20 protein-coding genes are annotated in these 19,191 nt (G+C 37.6%); 11 read left to right on the forward strand and 9 right to left on the reverse strand.

Features of this window, described 5'->3' with window-relative positions; translation table 11 throughout:
* Positions 1 to 2: 2 nt before the first annotated feature.
* A complete protein-coding gene (seqA, locus tag K6J66_RS04175) occupies positions 3 to 596 on the reverse strand; it encodes a replication initiation negative regulator SeqA (protein WP_005648714.1) in 594 nt (197 codons plus the stop codon).
* Positions 597 to 666: 70 nt separating this feature from the next.
* Here seqA and K6J66_RS04180 point away from each other — a divergent pair, with 70 nt between their 5' ends.
* The 3 genes from K6J66_RS04180 to fur all read left to right on the forward strand — a co-directional run bounded on the left by K6J66_RS04180 (position 667) and on the right by fur (position 2,536).
* Positions 667 to 1,449, forward strand: a complete 783-nt coding sequence (locus K6J66_RS04180) for an alpha/beta fold hydrolase (protein WP_038439095.1) — start codon at positions 667 to 669, stop codon at positions 1,447 to 1,449.
* 94 nt (positions 1,450 to 1,543) lie between these two features.
* Positions 1,544 to 2,068, forward strand: coding sequence for a flavodoxin FldA (gene fldA, locus K6J66_RS04185; protein ID WP_005664331.1), 525 nt, complete (start codon positions 1,544 to 1,546; stop codon positions 2,066 to 2,068).
* Positions 2,069 to 2,095: 27 nt separating this feature from the next.
* On the forward strand, positions 2,096 to 2,536 hold the full coding sequence (gene fur, locus K6J66_RS04190; RefSeq protein WP_005671209.1) for a ferric iron uptake transcriptional regulator: 441 nt from the start codon (positions 2,096 to 2,098) through the stop codon (positions 2,534 to 2,536).
* 107 nt (positions 2,537 to 2,643) lie between these two features.
* Here fur and gdhA read toward each other — a convergent pair whose 3' ends face one another.
* From gdhA to K6J66_RS04215, 5 genes are all read right to left on the reverse strand, one after another.
* Positions 2,644 to 3,993, reverse strand: coding sequence for an NADP-specific glutamate dehydrogenase (gene gdhA, locus K6J66_RS04195; RefSeq protein WP_038439093.1), 1,350 nt, complete (start codon positions 3,991 to 3,993; stop codon positions 2,644 to 2,646).
* Between the two features lie 360 nt (positions 3,994 to 4,353).
* On the reverse strand, positions 4,354 to 5,124 hold the full coding sequence (gene tatC / locus K6J66_RS04200) for a twin-arginine translocase subunit TatC (protein WP_050822847.1): 771 nt from the start codon (positions 5,122 to 5,124) through the stop codon (positions 4,354 to 4,356).
* Positions 5,125 to 5,133: 9 nt separating this feature from the next.
* Positions 5,134 to 5,694 (reverse strand): Sec-independent protein translocase protein TatB, encoded by a 561-nt coding sequence (gene tatB / locus K6J66_RS04205; protein ID WP_042594568.1) that lies wholly within the window; start codon positions 5,692 to 5,694, stop codon positions 5,134 to 5,136.
* Positions 5,695 to 5,697: 3 nt separating this feature from the next.
* On the reverse strand, positions 5,698 to 5,925 hold the full coding sequence (gene tatA, locus K6J66_RS04210; RefSeq protein ID WP_005648696.1) for a twin-arginine translocase TatA/TatE family subunit: 228 nt from the start codon (positions 5,923 to 5,925) through the stop codon (positions 5,698 to 5,700).
* A 211-nt stretch (positions 5,926 to 6,136) separates the two neighbouring features.
* The gene (locus K6J66_RS04215; protein ID WP_005671199.1) at positions 6,137 to 6,544 is read right to left on the reverse strand and encodes a MerR family transcriptional regulator; all 408 of its coding nucleotides are present in this window, start codon (positions 6,542 to 6,544) and stop codon (positions 6,137 to 6,139) included.
* A gap of 129 nt (positions 6,545 to 6,673) precedes the next feature.
* Here K6J66_RS04215 and K6J66_RS04220 point away from each other — a divergent pair, with 129 nt between their 5' ends.
* Positions 6,674 to 7,810, forward strand: coding sequence for an S-(hydroxymethyl)glutathione dehydrogenase/class III alcohol dehydrogenase (locus K6J66_RS04220; protein ID WP_110442695.1), 1,137 nt, complete (start codon positions 6,674 to 6,676; stop codon positions 7,808 to 7,810).
* A gap of 8 nt (positions 7,811 to 7,818) precedes the next feature.
* A complete protein-coding gene (fghA, locus tag K6J66_RS04225; protein WP_038439087.1) occupies positions 7,819 to 8,646 on the forward strand; it encodes an S-formylglutathione hydrolase in 828 nt (275 codons plus the stop codon).
* 184 nt (positions 8,647 to 8,830) lie between these two features.
* On the opposite strand, the gene K6J66_RS04230 is transcribed toward fghA, so the two are convergent.
* Together K6J66_RS04230 and nagK are read right to left on the reverse strand one after the other, a co-directional pair.
* Positions 8,831 to 10,270, reverse strand: a complete 1,440-nt coding sequence (locus K6J66_RS04230; RefSeq protein WP_038439086.1) for an alanine/glycine:cation symporter family protein — start codon at positions 10,268 to 10,270, stop codon at positions 8,831 to 8,833.
* 183 nt (positions 10,271 to 10,453) lie between these two features.
* On the reverse strand, positions 10,454 to 11,368 hold the full coding sequence (gene nagK / locus K6J66_RS04235) for an N-acetylglucosamine kinase (RefSeq protein WP_005648688.1): 915 nt from the start codon (positions 11,366 to 11,368) through the stop codon (positions 10,454 to 10,456).
* Between the two features lie 504 nt (positions 11,369 to 11,872).
* Here nagK and focA point away from each other — a divergent pair.
* From focA to K6J66_RS04255, 4 genes are all read left to right on the forward strand, one after another.
* The gene (gene focA, locus K6J66_RS04240) at positions 11,873 to 12,727 is read left to right on the forward strand and encodes a formate transporter FocA (RefSeq protein ID WP_005648684.1); all 855 of its coding nucleotides are present in this window, start codon (positions 11,873 to 11,875) and stop codon (positions 12,725 to 12,727) included.
* Between the two features lie 37 nt (positions 12,728 to 12,764).
* Complete coding sequence (gene pflB / locus K6J66_RS04245; protein WP_005653814.1) at positions 12,765 to 15,077, forward strand: formate C-acetyltransferase; 2,313 nt, start codon at positions 12,765 to 12,767, stop codon at positions 15,075 to 15,077.
* A 130-nt stretch (positions 15,078 to 15,207) separates the two neighbouring features.
* Positions 15,208 to 15,948 (forward strand): pyruvate formate lyase 1-activating protein, encoded by a 741-nt coding sequence (gene pflA / locus K6J66_RS04250; RefSeq protein ID WP_005691531.1) that lies wholly within the window; start codon positions 15,208 to 15,210, stop codon positions 15,946 to 15,948.
* 31 nt (positions 15,949 to 15,979) lie between these two features.
* Positions 15,980 to 16,462 carry a surface-adhesin protein E gene (locus tag K6J66_RS04255; protein WP_015701431.1) on the forward strand — a complete coding sequence of 161 codons (483 nt, stop codon included), beginning with the start codon at positions 15,980 to 15,982 and terminating at the stop codon, positions 16,460 to 16,462.
* A 79-nt stretch (positions 16,463 to 16,541) separates the two neighbouring features.
* Here the strand turns inward: K6J66_RS04255 and K6J66_RS04260 are convergent, their stop codons facing one another.
* The gene (locus tag K6J66_RS04260) at positions 16,542 to 17,330 is read right to left on the reverse strand and encodes an outer membrane protein assembly factor BamD (protein ID WP_038439081.1); all 789 of its coding nucleotides are present in this window, start codon (positions 17,328 to 17,330) and stop codon (positions 16,542 to 16,544) included.
* Between the two features lie 107 nt (positions 17,331 to 17,437).
* On the opposite strand from K6J66_RS04260, the gene rluD reads away from it, so the two are divergent.
* Entirely contained in the window at positions 17,438 to 18,412 is a 975-nt protein-coding gene (rluD, locus tag K6J66_RS04265) for a 23S rRNA pseudouridine(1911/1915/1917) synthase RluD (protein ID WP_038439080.1), read from the forward strand.
* Position 18,413: 1 nt separating this feature from the next.
* A complete protein-coding gene (gene pgeF / locus K6J66_RS04270; protein ID WP_038439079.1) occupies positions 18,414 to 19,148 on the forward strand; it encodes a peptidoglycan editing factor PgeF in 735 nt (244 codons plus the stop codon).
* The last annotated feature ends 43 nt before the right edge of the window (positions 19,149 to 19,191 follow it).

Consider the following 19,191-nt stretch of genomic DNA (forward strand, 5'->3'; position numbering starts at 1 on the left):
TATTAATTTACCGTGAAATATGATCGCACTTCATCAATCAATGTTTCAGGTAATTCCATAGATTGCATTGCGCCTTCTAGCATTAACATTTTTCGTCCACTATTTGTATTGGTAATAACCCAATAAGGCGTATCTGGAATTTGTTTTGGTTTAGTATGGTTACCCGCCATTAATAATGTCGCTTCATCACGAGCAAAATAAACCCGTGTACGTCCTTGTAAAGATTCCGTTGCTTGCGCAAAACTTTCAGGATTTGTACGATAAAGCACACGTAAAATCGCTAAGAAACGTACAACAGCCTTACTTTCTTCTTGAAATTCAGTTGAATTTAATAAAGTTTGGACTTTTTCTACAATCTGATTAATTGCGGTTATTGATTGCTTTTTTGTTGTTTTGATATTTACTTCTTTCACATTGATAGCCTGTTTTGGCTTTTGATCTGTTTCTGCTGAAGTAATAATTAAATCATTAACAATTGAAGTATGCACAGGTAAACTAAGCAAACGGCGTAAAATATCCGAAGCACTTTCTCCAATAGAGCGGGTTTGGCTCGCAATATATTGGTATAATTCTTCATCTACTTCAATGATCTTCATTTTTATCTCTCTGTTTGCTAAAATTTTTTTCAATTATAACGACTTCTTTACAAATTCTCACGTAAAAATTATGGCAAAATCATTACTCAATTATCAATTTCATCAAGTAAAACAAACGATTAATACACCTGTTTTAATTTTTATTCACGGTTTATTCGGCGATATGGATAATCTCGGCGTTATCGCGAGAGCTTTTAGTGAACATTACAGTATTTTACGTATTGATTTACGCAATCACGGCCATAGTTTTCATTCGGAAAAAATGAATTATCAACTGATGGCTGAAGATGTTATCGCAGTAATCCGCCACTTAAATTTATCCAAAGTGATATTAATTGGTCATTCTATGGGGGGAAAAACCGCCATGAAAATCACCGCACTTTGCCCAGAATTAGTCGAAAAATTAATCGTAATTGATATGTCCCCTCTGCCTTATGAAGGATTTGGTCATAAAGATGTGTTTAATGGCCTATTTGCGGTAAAAAATGCAAAGCCTGAAAATCGTCAGCAAGCCAAACCGATTTTAAAACAAGAAATTAATGATGAAGACGTTGTACAATTTATGTTGAAATCTTTTGATGTTAATTCAGCTGATTGTTTTCGTTTTAATCTTACCGCGCTTTTTAACAATTATGCCAATATTATGGATTGGGAAAAGGTACGTGTATTTACGCCAACTCTTTTTATTAAGGGTGGAAATTCCTCTTATATAAAAATAGAAAATAGCGAAAAAATTCTAGAACAATTTCCTAATGCAACTGCCTTTACGATTAATGGGAGTGGACACTGGGTTCACGCCGAAAAACCTGATTTTGTTATTCGTGCAATTAAACGATTTCTAAATAAGAATTAAGTGGTTTAAGTGAGAATGCTTTTATGATATAGTTCGCCGAATTTGGATAAGTCTTATAATCAATAGATTAAATTTAATATAAAAGGAAATAAAAATGGCAATAGTTGGTCTTTTTTATGGTAGTGATACTGGAAATACTGAAAACATCGCAAAACAAATCCAAAAACAATTAGGTAGCGATTTAATTGATATTCGTGATATTGCCAAAAGTAGCAAAGAAGATATTGAAGCATACGATTTCTTGCTTTTCGGTATCCCAACTTGGTATTACGGCGAAGCACAAGCAGACTGGGATGATTTTTTTCCAACACTCGAAGAAATCGATTTTACAGATAAACTTGTAGGTATTTTTGGCTGTGGCGATCAAGAAGATTATGCGGATTATTTCTGTGATGCTATCGGAACTGTACGCGATATTATAGAGCCACACGGTGCAATTGTGGTAGGAAATTGGCCAACAGAAGGCTATAATTTTGAAGCTTCAAAAGCCTTATTGGAAGATGACACTTTCATCGGATTATGTATTGATGAAGATCGCCAACCAGAGCTTACCGCAGAGCGTGTAGAAAAATGGTGTAAACAAATTTATGATGAAATGTGTTTAGCTGAATTGGCTTAACATTTTTGCATAATAGGAAGAAAAATTATGTCTGAAGAAAATATTAAATTACTCAAAAAAGCAGGATTAAAAATTACAGAGCCTCGCTTAACTATCCTCGCTTTAATGCAAAATCATAAAAATGAACATTTTTCTGCAGAAGATGTTTATAAAATTTTGCTGGAACAAGGTAGTGAAATTGGATTAGCCACAGTTTATCGTGTGCTTAATCAATTTGATGAAGCGCATATTGTAATCCGTCATAATTTTGAGGGAAATAAATCCGTTTTTGAGCTTGCTCCAACAGAACATCACGATCATATTATTTGTGAAGATTGCGGCAAAGTATTTGAATTTACTGATAACATTATTGAACAACGTCAGCGTGAAATCAGCGAAAAATACGGCATAAAATTAAAAACGCATAACGTATATCTTTACGGAAAATGCAGTGATATTAATCATTGTGATGAAAACAATTCAAAATAAATAATATCTAAGGCGACAAAATGTCGCCTTTCTTATATTCAAATTTTATCCGAAAAAATAACCGCACTTTATTACAGTGCGGTTATTTAATTTAACTTTTTTATCTGTTAATAAACGCCTTGAGCCAACATAGCATCAGCTACTTTAACAAATCCCGCTACATTTGCACCAACAACATAGTTAATGTTTTCTTGACCTTCAATTGTGCCGTATTTTTTACAGTTTGCGTGAATATCTAACATAATGCGATGTAATTGAGCATCCACTTCTTCCGCTGTCCAATATAAACGTTGTGAACTTTGTGCCATTTCTAAACCAGAAGTAGCAACACCACCAGCGTTGGCAGCTTTACCCGGGCCAAATAATACATCTGCAGCTAGTAATGCTTCTGTTGCTTCAATTGTTGTTGGCATATTGGCACCTTCAGCCACTAATTTCACACCATTTTTAATTAAAAGTTGTGCATCAGAAAGTTCTAACTCATTTTGAGTTGCACAAGGAAGCGCGATATCAACTTTCACTTCCCAAGGGCGTTTACCTTCAAAATATTGTAAACCAAACTGTTCCGCATAATCTTTCACACGCCCACGTTTTGTATTTTTAATTTCGAAAAGTGCGGCTAATTTTTCAGTAGTAAATCCATTTGGATCATAAACATAACCCGATGAATCAGAACAAGTTACTACTTTTGCACCAAGCGATAATGCTTTTTCAATCGCGTATTGTGCTACATTACCAGAACCAGAAACTGAAACTACTTTACCTGCAAAACTATCGCCTTTTTCAGCAAGCATTGCTTGAGCAAAATAAACTAAGCCATATCCCGTTGCTTCCGGACGAATTAAACTACCACCGAAAGAAAGACCGCGACCAGTGAAAACACAAGCTGATTGGTTTGATAATTTTTTCATATAGCCCGCTAAATAGCCAACTTCGCGCCCGCCAACACCTATATCGCCAGCAGGAACATCTGTATCAGCTCCTACGTGACGATAAAGTTCAGCCATTAATGCTTGGCAAAAACGCATAACTTCAGCATCAGATTTGCCTTTTGGATCAAAGTCCGAACCGCCTTTTGCTCCACCCATAGGCAATGTTGTTAAAGCATTTTTAAAGATTTGCTCAAAACCTAAGAATTTTAAGATAGATAAATTTACTGATGGATGGAAACGCATTCCCCCTTTAAATGGGCCTATGGCACTATTAAATTGTACACGAAATGCTCTGTTTACTTGCACTTGCCCTTTATCGTCAGTCCACGCCACACGGAATTGAAATGCACGTTCAGGCTCAACTAAACGCTCTAATAATGCTTCTGAACGATATTTAGGATTGGCTTCTAAAAAAGGCCAAATTGATGTGAATACCTCGCGAACCGCTTGTAAAAATTCAGGTTGATAACCATCGCGTTGAGCAACTTTTGTTAAAAATGCGTCTAAGGAAGCAACTTTTGACATAATGAATTTCCCTCTTTGTTGATGTTGTGTGTATTGTATTTTTATTGTATTCGCCTCGTGAGGCGCATAGACAATATGCAATGGCTAATTTAATCTTGCAACCATTTTTATAAAGGAAATTTAAAGAAAAGGAAAAAGTAAAGAAATTATCTAAAAAATATCGTATTTATTAGATAAAAAATAAAAAAACGACAGAAAACCATCAGGTAATGATATTTTCAATAAAAATATAGAGCAGACTACAAATCATATTTCTAGTAAATCACTACGAAAATATGTTTTATGAAAAAACAAAATTAGGGTTATATCAATATAATAAAAACGGGGGCAAAGCCCCCATACTATTAACAACTCAATTCATCATTGTGTTTTTTCTGATTCATCATTATTTTTAACCGCATTTTCGTCGTCTTTTGGTTGATAAAATCGAGCGACCAATAGACCGATCTCAAACAGCAAGCACATCGGTATGGCAAGCAAAGTTTGTGAAAAAACATCAGGAGGCGTTAAAAGCATTCCAATAAAAAATGCCGCAACAATAATATAAGGGCGTTTTTCGGAAAGAGCCTTTACAGTGGTAATACCAGTCCAGCAAAGTAGAATAATCGCAATTGGCACTTCAAAACAAACGCCAAAAGCTAAAAATAACGCTAAAGCAAAATCTAAATAACTACTAATATCTGTTGCGATGGTAACGCCTTCTGGGGCTGTTTGTGTAAAGAAGCTGAATACAAGAGGAAAGACGACATAGTAAGCAAAAGCAACACCGCAATAAAATAAAATCGTACTGGAAAATAACAACGGATAAATCATCCGTTTTTCGTGCTGATATAAAGCAGGTGCAATAAAAGCCCAAATTTGATAAAGCAAATAAGGGACAGAAATAAAAATTGCAACAATCGCAGTTAATTTAATTGGCGTAAAGAAAGGAGTTTGAATATTGGTTGCAATCATTGTTGTGCCTTTTGGCATAACAGCCGTTAAAGGTGCAGCAACAAAATGATAAATATCATTGGAAAAATACACCAAAGCAACAAAAACCAACACTACACAAATCACACAGCGTAATAAACGGTTTCTTAGTTCAACAAGGTGCGTAATTAAAGGTTGAGATTCATCCACATTACTCATAAAAACTCGCTATGATTTAGTTTTTGAAGATTGAGATTTTGACGCTGGAGCGATTTCAATATCATCAGGAGGATAATAGCTAGATAAATGTGTGTTCAGTTCTACTTTCTCGTGAGTTTCAAGTGCGGTCAAATCTGTAGGTGTTTTTTCTGCTTCAGATAAAGTTTCCGCAGCCTCCTCAACTGAGATTGCATTTTGAGGCTTTTCTGCATTTTCAGCCGCACTTTTGATTTCTTTGATTTGATCTTCCACCGTTGTACCAGCTTGAGCCGCTTTATCTTCTAGATCTGCTTTCATCTTATCTGCTTGAGCTTTTAATTCTTCCACCGTTTTACTCAATTCTGGTGAAAGGGCTTGCAAGTTAAGGGATTCCGCTTTTTTAATACTATCTTGTAATTCTTGCAATTTTAGCTCTTGTTTCAACTCATTTTGAACGTTAGCAGCTAAACCACGAATTGTTTTTACCCAATCCATTACAGTGCGAATTGCTATAGGCAAACGTTTCGGGCCTAATACAACTAATCCCAAAATCATTAGCAAAATAAGTTCTGAAAAACCAATATCAAACACGGATTAAGCCTGTTCTTTCTCTTTTATATTTTCTTTTTTTGCAGAAGCTGTTTCATTATCTATAGACTTAAATTCTGCATCTTTTACTTTTTCATCTTCTTTCATCGCTTTTTTGAAACCCTTCACTGCTGCGCCAAGATCTGAACCAGCATTTCTTAATTTTTTCGTGCCAAAAATCAATAAAATAACGACTAATAAAATAATCAGTTGAGCGGGGGACAAACCAAACATAATAAACTCCGTTCTGTAAAAAAGAAAAAATTTGGCTCGGAATATACTCTTTTTAGCCATTTAGAACAATAGCTATCGGAGATTATTTTTATGTTATCCTGATCTTGATCACAAAACCTGATTTTTAACTTATTTATGTAATAAAAAAGTTAAAATTTATCTCTCTAAAAGTTGGATTTGTCTTCTAACTCTGTGATTTAACCACTTTTTTTTAGCTTGTTTCAGGAATCTGCGGTAAATTCACGGCTTCCACCGAGCCTAATGCTTTCGCTTTTTGATAAAATGCTAACTTATATTCCAGTAAGTCTAAATAGCGTTTTAATTCGGCAATTTGACACTTCACATTTTCTGTTTGATTTTCAAATAAGGAAAGGCGTTCTTCAATAGTATCGTCGCCAATGATGGTACATTCCGCAAAGCGTTTGATGTCTTTTAAACTCATTCCTGTATTTTTCAAGCATTGTAATAAACTCAACCATTGCAAATCCTTGTCGGTAAAACGGCGATTACCGTATTCATCACGTCCGACATTAGGTAACAAGCCTTCTTTGTCATAAAAGCGTAAGGTGTAGGCGGAAATGCCTATTTTTTCAGCAGCTTTAGCGGTGGTGTAAGTCACTTTTTATTCCCTTTAAACAAAAATGGTAAAAAAACACTTGCTTTAGAGTGAACTCTAAAGTGTAAACTGTTGCTATCTTGCTTACGTAAGGCAACTTTGTCAATGAATAATGAATTAAGAGGAAAAACAATGGAAATTAAACAAATCAATTCAACCATCAAATCTCGTGCGGCGGTGGCATTCGCCCCAAATCAACCCTTACAAATTGTGGAAATCGACGTAGAAATGCCTCACAAAGGCGAAGTGTTAATCCGCAACACTCACACGGGCGTTTGCCATACTGATGCGTTTACGTTATCAGGAAGCGATCCTGAAGGGGTATTCCCTGTGGTGCTAGGACACGAAGGTGCGGGTGTGGTTGTTGCGGTTGGCGAAGGTGTGTTAAGCGTAAAACCGGGCGATCACGTCATTCCTCTTTATACTGCTGAATGTGGCGAATGTGAGTTTTGCCGCTCGGGTAAAACCAACTTATGCGTCTCAGTGCGTGACACGCAAGGTAAAGGCTTAATGCCTGATTGCACGACACGTTTTTCTTATCAAGGTCAGCCGATCTATCACTATATGGGCTGTTCAACCTTCAGTGAATACTCAGTTGTTGCAGAAGTTTCACTGGCGAAAATCAACCCAGAAGCCAACCACGAACAAGTGTGTTTGCTCGGCTGCGGTGTCACCACAGGTATTGGTGCGGTACATAATACAGCAAAAGTGCAAGAAGGCGACTCTGTTGCCGTGTTTGGCTTGGGGGCGATTGGTTTGGCGGTGGTGCAAGGTGCGCGTCAAGCCAAAGCAGGTCGCATTATCGCCATTGATACCAATCCTGCAAAATTTGAGTTGGCAAAACAGTTTGGTGCAACGGATTGTTTAAACCCTAATGATTACGATAAGCCGATCAAAGATGTGTTGTTAGATATTAATAAATGGGGCATTGACCATACCTTTGAATGTATCGGTAATGTAAACGTAATGCGTCAAGCATTAGAAAGTGCTCACCGAGGCTGGGGGCAATCCATTATCATCGGCGTAGCGGGTGCAGGACAAGAAATTTCAACGCGTCCGTTCCAATTGGTAACAGGCCGTGTTTGGAAAGGTTCGGCATTTGGTGGCGTGAAAGGTCGCTCTGAACTTCCGCAAATGGTGGAAGATTCAATGAAAGGCGACATCCAGTTAGAACCGTTTGTGACTCACACAATGCCACTTGATCAAATTAATGAAGCCTTTGAATTAATGCACGAAGGCAAATCAATCCGTACTGTTATTCACTACTAAGGTACGCTATGAAACTAATTGAACAACATCAAATTTTTGGCGGTTCGCAGCAAGTTTGGACACATAATGCCCAAACACTTCAATGTGAAATGAAATTTGCCGTTTATTTGCCAAATAATCCGGAGAATCGACCTCTTGGCGTGATTTATTGGCTTTCTGGCTTAACTTGTACAGAACAAAATTTCATTACCAAATCAGGCTTCCAGCGTTATGCGGCAGAACATCAAGTGATTGTGGTTGCGCCTGATACTAGCCCTCGTGGAGAGCAAGTGCCGAATGATGTGGCTTACGATTTAGGGCAGGGAGCGGGCTTTTATCTTAATGCGACCGAGCAGCCTTGGGCGACGAATTATCAAATGTATGATTATATTTTGAATGAATTGCCTGATTTGATTGAAGCAAATTTCCCTACCAACGGCAAACGTTCCATTATGGGACATTCAATGGGTGGACACGGTGCATTGGTATTGGCACTGCGAAACCAAGAACGTTATCAAAGTGTTTCTGCTTTTTCGCCCATTTTGTCGCCAAGCCTTGTGCCTTGGGGAGAAAAAGCCTTTTCTGCCTATTTAGGGGAAGATCGTGAAAAATGGCAGCAATATGATGCTAGCTCGCTCATTCAACAAGGCTATAAAGTGCAAGGTATGCACATTGATCAGGGCTTGGAAGATGAGTTTTTACCGACACAATTGCGTACCGAAGATTTTATCGAAACCTGTCGCGTGGCAAATCAGCCGCTCGATGTACGCTTCCATAAAGGCTATGATCACAGCTATTACTTCATCGCCAGTTTTATTGGCGAGCATATTGCCTATCATGCGGAATTTTTGAAGTAAGCTAAAGAGCGGTCAGTTTTCAAAGCAGTTTGGGATAGCCGGCACGAGGGCGGTAAAAAGTGCCGGCAATAGTTTATTCAGTCTGAACTAGAAGAACCAAGCCTGAAACAATATCAAAAAATTTCTTTAAATAATAATCTAACTCTTTGGAAAGGTAGATAATCTCTTTCTAGTCATTTTATCTTTATTTCCAAATGCGGGAATCAAATATTTTCTTACGTAATTCAGGGTATTCATCAATTTTAAACTCTGGCGTTTTTCCTTCTTTAAGCTGGCGTTGATAATCCTTCATTAATTTCCATACGATTGGCGACAACATCAAAATTGCGATCAAGTTAATAATTGCCATGACTGCCATTACCGTATCTGCGAAATTCCACACCACATTGCCAGAGCGAACCGCACCGAAATACACGAAAAATAGCACCATTAAACGGAACAAAAATACAAACCAAGGTTTATTTTTTATAAAACGGATATTGCTTTCCGCATAAGCATAGTTACCAATAATAGAAGAATAAGCGAATAACAATAAGATAAACGCTAGGAAATGCACCCCAAATTCACCTATGTGATATTGCAAAGCATTTTGCGTAAGAGAGATACTTTTGAGCGTTTCGCTACCATAATTATTCGAAAGCAAAATAATGACGGCAGTACAAGTACAAACGATCATTGTATCAACAAACACACCGAGCATTTGCACTAAACCTTGGCTAACTGGATGTTTAACGTGAGCTGCTGCAGCCGAATTAGGCGCAGATCCCATTCCCGCTTCGTTTGAGAATAAACCACGTTTAATCCCCATCATCATTGCTTTCGATACCAATGCACCAAACATTCCGCCAGCGGCAGCATCAAAACTAAATGCACTTTGAACAATACGATGAATCACGGAAGGGATCATATCAATATGCATGCCAAGAATAATCACTGCCATAATCAAATAGAAAAGTGCCATCATTGGTACAAGGTTGCTCGAAATAATCGCAATACGCTTAACGCCACCGAAAATAATAAGTGCGGTAAAAATTACTAATGAAATACCGACATATTCCCCTTTCCAATTCCACGCATTACTCGTCGCTTCAACAATGGAGTTCGCCTGCACCGAATTAAAAGCAAAACCAAATGTAAAAATTAATGCAAGCGCAAAAGCCACTGCCATACAACGTGATTTTAAACCTTGCACAATATAATAAGCAGGGCCGCCACGGAATGATCCATCTTTATCTTGAATTTTAAATAATTGAGCAAGGGTAGATTCAGCGAAAGCACTCGACATACCAATAAATGCCGTTACCCACATCCAAAACACTGCGCCTTCGCCCCCTAAGGCGATTGCCGTTGCAACCCCACCAATGTTACCCACACCAACGCGACTCGCAAGACCTGTCGTAAACGCTTGGAAAGGTGTTAATGAACTTCCCTCCACCGAACGACCAAACCACATTTCACGAAGGCTTGCAGGGAATAAACGGAACTGCACAAATCCTGTTGTAATGGTAAAAAATAGACCAGTTCCAAGCAAAATAATAATGGTGGCATCCCATAAAGGTCCATCAAGGTGTGCGACTATCCAAGTTAGCACTTCTTCTAACATTTTTGAAAATTCAAATTCCATAATCATCCCTCAAGCGATAAATAATTTGATTGTATGGCTTTTCAATGAAAAGGCGAGATTTTTTAATAATTTCTCTAGAGAAAAGAAACACAAACAAGAAAAAATCTAATAAATTCACAATATTCTAAATATTTTCCAAAATAAAGGGCGTATTATTTGAATACGCCCCACTAGTTTGTTGAATTATTTGGTTAAAAACAACGCTGCCGCACCACGCACACCACCAGAATCGCCGTGTTTCGCTTTTTTAATTGGCGGAACTTTTGCTGTTCGCATCAAGTGAGGCGGTAATGCTTTTGGTAAGGTCTCATAAAGATAGTCAAAATTAGATAATCCACCGCCGAGTACAATCATATGCGGATCAAATGCCGTAATGATATTGCCAATAGAAATCGCCGCCAACTCAACAAAAAGATTCACAAAATCTACCGCACTTTCATTGCCTTGATAGAACAAATCAATAATTTCACGAGCAGATAATGTTTCGCCTTTCAAATCTCGATAAAGCATTTCAAAACCGCGACCAGACAGATAATTATCCAAACAAGCCTTGTTGCCGCAACCGCATTGATAAATTGGGGCGTTATCCCATCCCAATAATTTCAAAGCATGATAATTTAATTGTAAATGACCAAGCTCTCCCGCCATTCCCACTTGACCTGAATGAACTTTACCGTTTAAGACAAAGCCACCACCAAAACCAGTCCCAAGAATTAAACCAAGTACAGTCGAATATTGCTGATTTTCCGTATCCCATGCTTCAGATAACGCAAAACAATTTGCGTCATTTTCTGCCCGCACTTCACGGCCCAAACGCGTAGACAAATCGCATAAAATTGGTTTATTATCTGCCACACGAATATTGGCAATTTCGGCTAATCCAGTTTGTTGATTAACAAAACCAGGTACGCCCAAACCTACGGTGCCCGCCTCACCAAACTTTTCATCAGCACGATTCACTAAATCCACAATCGTGTTAAGCCATTCTTCATAGTCGGTTTTAGGTGTTGGCACCCGTTCAGAATATAATTTTTCTAATTTTTCATTGAATACGGCAAGCTCTATTTTCGTGCCACCAATATCTAAACCATAATACATAATCTGCTCCTGTATAAAGAAGTGCACTTAAAATTAACCAAAATTTTAACCGCACTTAAATCATTATTTTATGACAAAGATCGCCTTTTTCTTCAAAAAGATCAAAATAATGCTATTAATTACTCAAAATAGCAAGTCTATACACTTAATCTGGTTCGTTTGAAAAAATTCTGAATTTGCCTGTTGTGAATAATCAAGGTTTTGGAAAAGTGGATGATTATCTGGGGGAATTCACGGTATTATGCGAATAAAACAAGTTTCAAATTAAGTGCTTTACTTACTCTGAATGTATGAAATTGAGCGAATATTAATATGGGAATTTTGTCTTTAATTAAACAAACCTTGCAAAATATCAAAGTTTGTTGAAATAATTTTTGCTTTTCTTTGCAATGAAAGGGGAGGAGAGTAAAATAGTGCCAATTATAGAAGTATTTGTAGTCGTAAACTTGTTAAAAGTATTAAATTTTCATCAACTTTTTCAATGTCAATAGTTGGAGTTTGATTATGGCATCAGAAAATCAAAAACTATCTTCTGTTGCACTCACACCTGTTGAAGCAACGGATTATGCAGAAAATACAGCAACTTATAAAGCAAATAAACGTCCATTTTTATCGTTTATGTCTGGTATTAGTGCTGGTGCTTGTATTGCCTTAGCCTTTGTATTTTACACGACAACACAAACTGCTAGTGCAGGCGCACCTTGGGGATTAACCAAGTTAGTAGGTGGGTTAGTATTCTCATTAGGTGTAATTATGGTGGTGATTTTAGGATCTGAATTATTCACTTCTTCTACTTTAACTTTAGTCGCCAGAGTGGGCGGTAGAATCACCACGACACAAATGATTCGAAATTGGATCGTAGTATATTTGGGCAACTTCGTTGGTAGTTTATTTATTGCGGCTGTTATTTGGTTTAGTGGACAAACAATGGCAGCAAATAGCCAATGGGGTTTAACAATTCTTGCAACCGCCCAACATAAAATTCATCACACTTGGTTTGAAGCTTTTAACCTAGGTATTTTATGTAACATTATGGTGTGTGTGGCGGTTTGGATGTCTTATTCTGGTAAGACTGTTACAGACAAAGCATTTATTATGATTATGCCGATTGGTTTGTTTGTTGCATCAGGATTTGAACACTGTGTGGCTAATATGTTTATGATTCCGATGGGAATTATTACCGCACATTTTAGTACACCTGAATTTTGGCAACAAATCGGCGTTGATCCGATGAAATACGCAGATTTAGATTTGTACCATTTCATCGTGAAGAATTTAATCCCTGTAACGTTGGGAAATATTGTCGGCGGGGCAATTTGTATTGGTGTATTCCAACGTTATTTAACCAAAACGCATTAAAGACTTACTTATTTATTAATTAACAAAGGAAATGACTATGTCAGAACTTAATGAAATGCAAAAATTGGCGTGGGCTGGTTTTGCTGGTGGCGATTGGCAAGAAAATGTCAATGTACGTGACTTTATCCAAAAAAACTATACCCCTTATGAAGGCGATGACTCTTTCTTAGCAGGTCCAACCGAAGCAACAACAAAGCTTTGGGAATCTGTAATGGAAGGAATTAAAATTGAAAACCGTACTCACGCGCCATTAGATTTTGATGAACATACACCATCTACCATTATCTCTCACGCACCCGGTTACATTAACAAAGATTTAGAAAAAATCGTTGGTCTTCAAACTGATGAACCTTTAAAACGTGCCATTATGCCATTCGGTGGTATCAAAATGGTGGAAGGTTCTTGTAAAGTTTATGGTCGTGAACTTGATCCAAAAGTGAAAAAAATCTTCACTGAATACCGTAAAACACATAACCAAGGTGTATTCGATGTTTACACGCCAGATATTTTACGTTGCCGTAAATCTGGGGTATTAACTGGTCTTCCAGATGCTTATGGTCGTGGTCGTATCATCGGTGACTACCGTCGTGTAGCACTTTATGGTGTAGATTTCTTAATGAAAGATAAATACGCACAATTCTCTTCTTTACAAAAAGATTTAGAAGATGGCGTAAATCTTGAAGCAACAATTCGTTTACGTGAAGAAATCGCAGAACAACACCGTGCATTAGGTCAATTAAAACAAATGGCAGCAAGCTATGGTTATGATATTTCTAACCCAGCAACTAATGCTCAAGAAGCCATTCAATGGATGTACTTTGCTTATCTTGCTGCAATAAAATCACAAAATGGTGCAGCAATGTCATTCGGTCGTACCGCAACCTTTATTGACGTGTACATTGAGCGTGATTTAAAAGCAGGGAAAATTACTGAAACTGAAGCGCAAGAATTAGTTGACCACTTAGTTATGAAACTTCGTATGGTTCGTTTCTTACGTACACCTGAATACGATCAATTATTCTCTGGTGACCCAATGTGGGCAACTGAAACCATCGCTGGTATGGGTTTAGATGGTCGTACATTAGTAACCAAAAATACATTCCGTATTTTACACACTCTTTACAACATGGGTACTTCTCCAGAACCAAACTTAACCATTCTTTGGTCTGAACAATTACCTGAAAACTTCAAACGTTTCTGTGCAAAAGTATCGATTGATACCTCATCAGTTCAATACGAAAACGATGATTTAATGCGTCCAGACTTCAACAACGATGACTACGCAATCGCATGTTGTGTATCACCAATGATTGTGGGTAAACAAATGCAATTCTTCGGTGCTCGTGCAAACTTAGCGAAAACATTGTTATACGCAATCAACGGTGGTATCGATGAAAAATTAGGTATGCAAGTAGGTCCGAAAACTGCACCAATTACTGATGAAGTATTAGATTTTGATACAGTAATGACCCGTATGGATAGCTTTATGGATTGGTTGGCAAAACAATATGTGACTGCCTTAAACGTAATCCACTATATGCACGATAAATATTCATACGAAGCCGCATTAATGGCATTACATGATCGTGATGTATACCGTACCATGGCTTGTGGTATAGCGGGTCTTTCTGTTGCGGCTGACTCACTTTCAGCAATCAAATATGCGAAAGTTAAACCAGTTCGTGGCGACATCAAAGATAAAGATGGCAATGTTGTTGCAACTAACGTAGCAATCGACTTTGAAATCGAAGGTGAATATCCACAATATGGTAACAACGATAACCGTGTTGATGACATCGCTTGTGACTTAGTTGAACGTTTCATGAAGAAAATTCAAAAACTTAAAACTTACCGCAATGCAGTGCCTACACAATCTGTATTAACCATTACTTCTAACGTAGTTTATGGTAAGAAAACTGGTAACACCCCTGATGGTCGTCGTGCTGGTGCACCATTCGGACCAGGTGCGAACCCAATGCACGGTCGTGACCAAAAAGGTGCGGTAGCATCATTAACTTCTGTAGCTAAACTTCCATTTGCTTATGCGAAAGATGGTATTTCTTATACCTTCTCAATCGTACCAAATGCGTTAGGTAAAGATGCCGAAGCACAACGCCGTAATCTTGCTGGCTTAATGGATGGTTACTTCCACCACGAAGCAACAGTTGAAGGTGGCCAACACTTAAATGTGAACGTGTTAAACCGTGAAATGTTGTTAGATGCAATGGAAAATCCAGATAAATATCCACAATTGACTATCCGTGTATCTGGTTACGCAGTACGTTTCAACTCTTTAACTAAAGAGCAACAACAAGACGTAATTACTAGAACTTTCACAGAGTCAATGTAAAAACATTTTTATTTTTGACCGCACTTTAGCGGGAATATAATATGTATGAGCCTGATTTAAATCAGGCTCATTTTTTATAGACTAAATATTTGGTAAAATTTAGCTATATCTAATTTTAGGAAATTTATGTATGTCAGTTCTTGGACGAATTCACTCTTTTGAATCCTGTGGCACTGTAGATGGGCCAGGTATTCGTTTTATTTTATTTATGCAAGGCTGCTTGATGCGCTGCAAATATTGCCACAATCGTGATACTTGGGATCTTGAAGGTGGTAAAGAAATCAGTGTCGAAGATTTAATGAAAGAAGTCGTGACTTATCGCCATTTTATGAATGCTACTGGCGGTGGTGTCACAGCATCTGGTGGCGAGGCTGTGTTACAAGCAGAGTTTGTACGCGATTGGTTCCGTGCTTGTAAAGAGGAAGGGATTAATACTTGCTTAGATACAAATGGTTTTGTACGTCATTATGATCATATTATTGATGAATTATTAGATGTAACAGATCTTGTTTTACTCGATTTAAAAGAACTTAATGATCAAGTTCATCAAAATCTTATTGGGGTGCCAAATAAACGTACCCTTGAATTTGCAAAATATTTGCAAAAACGTAATCAACATACTTGGATTCGTTATGTTGTGGTTCCTGGTTATACTGATAGCGATCACGATGTGCATTTATTAGGTCAGTTTATTGAAGGTATGACCAATATTGAAAAAGTTGAACTTCTTCCTTATCATCGATTAGGTGCACATAAATGGAAAACCCTTGGGTTAGATTATGAGCTTGAAGATGTATTACCGCCAACTAAAGAATCCTTAGAGCATATTAAAACAATTCTAGAAGGTTATGGACACACTGTAAAATTCTAGAATAAATGTCAGCTAACATAAGGAGCAAATAATGAAAAAAATTATTTTAACATTATCACTTGGGTTACTTACCGCTTGTTCTGCTCAAATCCAAAAGGCTGAACAAAATGATGTGAAGCTGGCACCGCCGACTGATGTACGAAGCGGATATATACGTTTGGTAAAGAATGTGAATTATTACATCGATAGTGAATCGATCTGGGTGGATAACCAAGAGCCACAAATTGTACATTTTGATGCAGTGGTGAATTTAGATAAGGGATTGTATGTTTATCCTGAGCCTAAACGTTATGCACGTTCTGTTCGTCAGTATAAGATTTTGAATTGTGCAAATTATCATTTAACTCAAATACGAACTGATTTCTATGATGAATTTTGGGGACAGGGTTTGCGGGCAGCACCTAAAAAGCAAAAGAAACATACGTTAAGTTTAACACCTGATACAACGCTTTATAATGCTGCTCAGATTATTTGTGCAAATTATGGTAAAGCATTTTCAGTTGATAAAAAATAAAAAAATCTGCACCTTAATTAGTTTAAATTTTATTCAACTTTTAGGGTGCAGAGAGTATTCGATTTTTCTGCAGTTATTGCTATTTTACTGCTGGCACTTTTAAGTCTGGCTCGTTTGGTTTTTCAATTGGTGCAAAAGTTTTATCTTTATTCGCATCAATAATTTTTTGAGTATCATTTGCTAATGCGGTTAAACCCATTTTTTCATAAGCTGCCTGCATCAGAAATAATCCTTCATAAGTTGCTTTAGTATCAGGATATTGTTTTAACATTCCTACCACACGATTTGCAACTGCTACCCACGCTTTACGTTTTGCATAGAATTTTGCAATCTCTAATTCGTGACGAGCCAGTGCATCTTTAATATAAGCCATACGAGCTAAAGCATCTTGTGAGTAAGGGCTATTAGGGAATACACGAACTAAGTTTTGGAAATTAGAAAAAGCGGTACGCATAGAGGTTGTTTCACGTGTAGCACGGTCAATTCCAAAAAAATCTTGAATGAAATTATCGCCTGTTGCTGCATTAGTTAAGCCAGCCATATATACCGCATAGGCTTGATTTGGGCTTTGTGGAAATTGATGTAAAAAGCTATCTACCATCAATAATACTTGCGTATAATCTTGAGTTTTATAATTTGCATAAATTAAATCTAACATTGCTTGTTCTTGATAAACGCTACCTGGAAAACGCTCAGTCGTCGCTTTTAAATAGCGAATGGCTTCAGAGTAACTACCTTCTTGTAATGATGTTGTACCTTTTGTGTATAATTCATTTACCGATGCTTGTTCAACATCTTTTGAACCACTTGAACATCCAATAACCAATGCTGCCACGGCAAGCAATGCCAAAGATTTTATTTTACGCATTGTTTTTTCCTTAATTTTTACGAAAACCAATAAATAAGATACAATTGTCCGCTATTGTATAGAACATTAATCAATAAGCCAACTTTTAAAATTTTTGAGAGCTATTTATGCCACAAATTACCCTTTCGGCTGAAGTGCAGCCAGAACAAATGGGACAACGTTTAGACCAAACACTTGCAGAGTTGTTCCCTGAATATTCTCGTTCCCGATTAAAAACATGGATTGAAGCCGATCTCGTAAAACTTAACGACCGCATTACTAATATTCCGCGTGAGAAAGTGCTTGGAGGAGAGAGGATAGAGATTATTGTTGAAGTGGAAGATGAAACACGTTTTGAAGCAGAAAATATTCCATTGAATATCGTGTATGAAGATGATGATATTATTGTGATTAACAAACCAAAAGATCTTGTGGTACACCCCGGTGCTGGCAATCCAAATGGAACTGTACTCAATGCGTTACTCTATCATTATCCACCGATATCAGAAGTACCTCGTGCAGGAATTGTGCATCGATTAGATAAAGATACAACAGGTCTAATGGTTGTTGCTAAAACCATTCCAGCACAAACTAAGTTAGTGCGAGACTTACAAAAACGCAAAATTACGCGCGAATATGAAGCAGTCGCTTCAGGCATTATGACTAAAGGCGGCACAGTAGATCAACCTATGGCTCGTCATGCAACCAAACGTACTTTAATGGCTGTTCATCCAATGGGAAAACCAGCTGTCACCCATTATCGTATTATGGAAAATTACCGTAACTACACCCGTTTACGTTTACGTTTAGAAACGGGGCGCACGCATCAAATCCGCGTTCATATGGCTCATATTGCCCATCCATTGCTAGGCGATCAAACCTATGGCGGACGCCCTCGTCCACCCAAAAATGCGAGTGAAGACTTTATGGAAGTATTGCGTAATTTCAAACGCCAAGCTTTACATGCGGTCATGTTACGCTTAGCTCATCCAATTACAGGGGAAATGATGGAATGGTATGCGCCATTACCAGATGACTTTGTTGAATTGCTTAATGCCCTCAAAGCCGACTATCTCGAACATAAAGATGAGTTAGATTATTAACATGCAAGCGATTAACCCCAATTGGAATGTTCCAAAGAACATTCATGCCTTTACCACTACTCGTGAAGGGGGTGTGAGCTTAGAGCCTTATTTGAGTTTCAACTTAGGCGATCATGTCGGTGATGATAAAAGTGCGGTAAAAACTAACCGCACTTTATTAGTCGAAAAATTTGGCTTACCACAAAAACCTATATTTTTAACGCAAACACACAGCACTCGAGTACTTCAATTACCTTATTCAGGACAAAATCTTGAAGCGGATGCAGTTTATACAAATGTTCCCAATCAAGTTTGCGTTGTTATGACTGCAGACTGTTTGCCAGTTCTATTCACTACAACATCTGGCAATGAAGTGGCTGCAGCACATGCTGGCTGGCGTGGTTTATGCGATGGCGTACTAGAAGAAACAGTGAAATATTTTCAAGCTAAACCTGAAGATATTATCGCGTGGTTTGGCCCTGCAATAGGTCCAAAGGCCTTTCAAGTTGGGATTGATGTTGTAGAAAAGTTTGTTGCAGTAGATGAAAAAGCCAAACTCGCCTTTCAACCTGATGCAATCGAAGAAGGTAAATACTTGAGTAATCTTTATCAAATTGCAACTCAGCGATTAAACAATCTAGGTATTACGCAAATTTATGGTGGAAATCACTGTACATTCAACGAAAAAGAAAAGTTCTTTTCTTATCGCAGGGACAATCAAACGGGACGAATGGCGAGTGTCATTTGGTTTGAATAAATAGTTTAAAAGCGCATTTTACGCGCTTTTAGTAATCTTTGTT

This window comes from Haemophilus influenzae (genome assembly GCF_019703545.1).
In the GTDB taxonomy this organism is placed as follows: Bacteria; Pseudomonadota; Gammaproteobacteria; order Enterobacterales; family Pasteurellaceae; genus Haemophilus; species Haemophilus influenzae_E.

Excerpts from the sequence above, each read along its gene's own strand:
- seqA (WP_005648714.1), bottom strand. The coding sequence starts at position 596 with ATGAAGATCATTGAAGTAGATGAAGAATTATACCAATATATTGCGAGC.
- K6J66_RS04180 (WP_038439095.1), top strand. The coding sequence starts at position 667 with ATGGCAAAATCATTACTCAATTATCAATTTCATCAAGTAAAACAAACG.
- fldA (WP_005664331.1), top strand. The coding sequence starts at position 1,544 with ATGGCAATAGTTGGTCTTTTTTATGGTAGTGATACTGGAAATACTGAA.
- fur (WP_005671209.1), top strand. The coding sequence starts at position 2,096 with ATGTCTGAAGAAAATATTAAATTACTCAAAAAAGCAGGATTAAAAATT.
- gdhA (WP_038439093.1), bottom strand. The coding sequence starts at position 3,993 with ATGTCAAAAGTTGCTTCCTTAGACGCATTTTTAACAAAAGTTGCTCAA.
- tatC (WP_050822847.1), bottom strand. The coding sequence starts at position 5,124 with ATGAGTAATGTGGATGAATCTCAACCTTTAATTACGCACCTTGTTGAA.
- tatA (WP_005648696.1), bottom strand. The coding sequence starts at position 5,925 with ATGTTTGGTTTGTCCCCCGCTCAACTGATTATTTTATTAGTCGTTATT.
- K6J66_RS04220 (WP_110442695.1), top strand. The coding sequence starts at position 6,674 with ATGGAAATTAAACAAATCAATTCAACCATCAAATCTCGTGCGGCGGTG.
- fghA (WP_038439087.1), top strand. The coding sequence starts at position 7,819 with ATGAAACTAATTGAACAACATCAAATTTTTGGCGGTTCGCAGCAAGTT.
- K6J66_RS04230 (WP_038439086.1), bottom strand. The coding sequence starts at position 10,270 with ATGGAATTTGAATTTTCAAAAATGTTAGAAGAAGTGCTAACTTGGATA.
- nagK (WP_005648688.1), bottom strand. The coding sequence starts at position 11,368 with ATGTATTATGGTTTAGATATTGGTGGCACGAAAATAGAGCTTGCCGTA.
- focA (WP_005648684.1), top strand. The coding sequence starts at position 11,873 with ATGGCATCAGAAAATCAAAAACTATCTTCTGTTGCACTCACACCTGTT.
- pflB (WP_005653814.1), top strand. The coding sequence starts at position 12,765 with ATGTCAGAACTTAATGAAATGCAAAAATTGGCGTGGGCTGGTTTTGCT.
- pflA (WP_005691531.1), top strand. The coding sequence starts at position 15,208 with ATGTCAGTTCTTGGACGAATTCACTCTTTTGAATCCTGTGGCACTGTA.
- K6J66_RS04255 (WP_015701431.1), top strand. The coding sequence starts at position 15,980 with ATGAAAAAAATTATTTTAACATTATCACTTGGGTTACTTACCGCTTGT.
- K6J66_RS04260 (WP_038439081.1), bottom strand. The coding sequence starts at position 17,330 with ATGCGTAAAATAAAATCTTTGGCATTGCTTGCCGTGGCAGCATTGGTT.
- rluD (WP_038439080.1), top strand. The coding sequence starts at position 17,438 with ATGCCACAAATTACCCTTTCGGCTGAAGTGCAGCCAGAACAAATGGGA.
- pgeF (WP_038439079.1), top strand. The coding sequence starts at position 18,414 with ATGCAAGCGATTAACCCCAATTGGAATGTTCCAAAGAACATTCATGCC.